Source organism: Burkholderia sp. BC1 (genome assembly GCF_052683555.1).
In genome coordinates this window covers 1-2,553 of record NZ_JBQYLP010000157.1, presented here as the reverse complement: position 1 = coordinate 2,553, position 2,553 = coordinate 1, and the positions used below count along the sequence as shown (strand labels likewise).

The window sequence follows — 2,553 nt, the reverse complement described above, 5'->3', positions numbered from 1 at the left end:
TGAGCCAGTCCGCCTTGTCCCAGCACCTGGCCAAGATGCGCGAGGAAGGTCTCGTGACCTACCGGCGCGAGTCGCAGACCCTGCACTACCGTATCGACAACCCCGACGTGGCCAAGCTCATCGCCACGCTCAAGGCCATCTTCTGCCCATGATCCACCCTCGGAGGCCATTGCCATGTCCCTGAAATCCATCTCACCCCGCGCCGCGAGCGAACTCATGAACCAAGGTGCCATCCTGGTGGACATCCGTGCGGCGGACGAACACGCCCGTGAACGCATCGCGCAGGCACGCCATGTGCCCATGGACCGGCTGCAAAGCGGCGGCCTGCCGCTCGACGGCGCTTCGGCCGTCATCTTCCATTGCCGTTCGGGCAACCGGACCCGGGTGAACGCCTCGACGCTGGGGGCCTGCACGGTCTGCGACGCCTACGTTCTCGAAGGCGGGCTGGACGCCTGGAAGAAAGCCGGCCTGCCCGTCGTGGCCGATGCCTCTCAACCCCTCGAGCTGCAACGGCAGGTGCAGATCGCGGCGGGGTCTTTGATCGTGCTGGGTGCAGTGCTGGGCGCCACGGTCTCGCCATGGTTCCATGTGCTTTCGGGCTTCGTGGGCGCTGGGCTGGTCTTCGCCGGTGTCTCGGGGTTCTGTGGGCTCGCGCGCGTGCTGATGCGCATGCCCTGGAACCGCCGCGCGCTGGCTGGCTGAGTCTACGGGTGGGGAAGCGATTTCTTCACTCGGCCCTCGGCCGGTAAGAACATGCAACGGCAAAATCTTTTAATTTTGAATTAATTCCGCGTCTGGACTTTAGAAACTCGAACGCCGCCCGCGACAGCGCTGGAAGCGAGGTCGAGACGCGACGAACGAGACTGAGATTGCGATGAAACGTCCGTGTGAAGCTGCCGAAGCGACCTCACCGCGTTGCACAAGGGGCGGAACGCGCCCGAGGCCAACGGAATTTTTCGCATTTGCCGTGCCCCCGAAGGTAATCGGCAAGTCGGGTAAATTCGCGGCGCAGCCATTGCGCGACCAGACCGGCGGTGACCGGTTGGCCGAGCCGCCAGGGTGCAATCTGCTCCATCGGGAAGGCGTCGGCGATCGCCAGACTGAGCAACTGCGTGAGCGTCCACGCGCACGAGCGGATCTGCATCCACAGCTCGAGCACGGTGCGCGTCTGCTGCCAGACGTTGTTCAGCCCCCACCAGCGTTTGAGGTTGTGGAACAGCGGTTCTATCCCCCAGCGGCTGGCGTAGAGCTGTGCGTGACCATCTCGGCGCCCAGATCCGTTTCGGTGGCGAGCATCAGACGCGCTCGTGCCCAGCACTGCCGCTTGTCGTCGTAGAGCTCGCACCATACGGCACGAACCGGGGTGCCCTTGAGGAAACGCGCGAGCGCAAGCGTCGAACGCAGCCGAACGCGTTGCTCCTTTCCGTAGAGCCGCATCGTCAATTCCGTCGCGGGTAATAATTCGATATCCTTGGCATGCAGGCGCTCGCCGTAGATGCGCGGTCTGCCGCGCCGGGGACAATCGGGTATCGCGGGCGGCAGGAACAACGCCGTGTCGATACGCGCCTGGCCGATGACGTGCATGTTCCGGCGCAGCAGCGGCAGCACCAGTCGGGCGCGCATGAACCACGAGTCGAACAGTATCCGGATGGGTCGATCGGTAACACCGGAGAGCGCGCGCACGAGCGCGAGAGCGATCTTCAGCTTGTTGCGATTGCCGGTCTGAGGAACCAGACGCGCGAGGATGGGCAGAACCCAGCCGAGGCCGCCATTGCCCAGTACGCTCACACCCAGCGTGACGATGCATTGAGCCCAGACGTATTTCGGCCGGTTGGTCTTGCCACTGTGCTCGTGTCGCCATGCCACACCTGGAGCCTTCTTCGAGCATCGCATGTTCAGCGTGTCGTCGAGGACCAGGGTCAGCACATCGTTGGGCAACACTGTGATGACCAGGCGCAGCAGCGCGCGGGCGAGTCGCACCGTGCGCAGGTTGCCGCGTTGCAGGAGCTTGTAGTACGTTGTCCAGTGACGGGAGCCGCCGCTGGCCGTGATGGCTCTCGTGACCCAGCCCTCGGGCGAGATCATGCAGCCGCACAGCAGCTCGATGAAGCATGCGTGGGAGCGAAGCGGCACGGCGGTGAGCAGGACGTTGATCCATTCGTGCAGGTAAAAGCGTATGCGTTCAGGCAGGGACATGAGCAACCGGTGAGGAATCGAAAACGATCCTCATTGGCCGCCGCGCTGCTTGCGCCAAAACCTCGCGCAAGCAGCGCGGCGGCCTCACGATTGCTAGCTCATGTCAAGCGTTGCGTATTCATCTCGTACTCGAAACCCTGTTCAGCGTCCCTCAATGGGGCGCTGAATGTCTATTGAGAATTACTAATTCCATGACAACCGATTTGCCGCTCATGCGTTATCCAACGCAGAGCGTTGATTGGAGGGGAGGTTCATGGCGAAGATGGACGAAGCCACGCGCAAGCGGGTACGTGCTGGGCGCCTGATGCTGGCGGGCAAGACGCCGGCCGAAGCGGCCAAGGCGGTGGGCGTGGCACG

2 protein-coding genes and 1 pseudogene are annotated in these 2,553 nt (G+C 63.4%); 2 read left to right on the top strand and 1 reads right to left on the bottom strand.

What is annotated here, in order from left to right:
• A partial coding sequence (locus ACSHSS_RS30015; RefSeq protein WP_445545957.1) for an ArsR/SmtB family transcription factor occupies nt 1-152 on the top strand: 152 nt, incomplete at its 5' end.
• Between the two features lie 22 nt (nt 153-174).
• The gene (locus tag ACSHSS_RS30010) at nt 175-702 is read left to right on the top strand and encodes a rhodanese family protein (protein WP_217258585.1); all 528 of its coding nucleotides are present in this window, start codon (nt 175-177) and stop codon (nt 700-702) included.
• A 205-nt stretch (nt 703-907) separates the two neighbouring features.
• Here ACSHSS_RS30010 and ACSHSS_RS30005 read toward each other — a convergent pair.
• Nucleotides 908-2,196 (bottom strand): annotated as a pseudogene (locus ACSHSS_RS30005) (IS701 family transposase).
• Nucleotides 2,197-2,553 lie beyond the last annotated feature (357 nt).

What these genes read in the sequence shown, in the direction of transcription:
- ACSHSS_RS30010 (WP_217258585.1), top strand. Translation starts at nt 175, where the DNA reads ATGTCCCTGAAATCCATCTCACCCCGCGCCGCGAGCGAACTCATGAAC.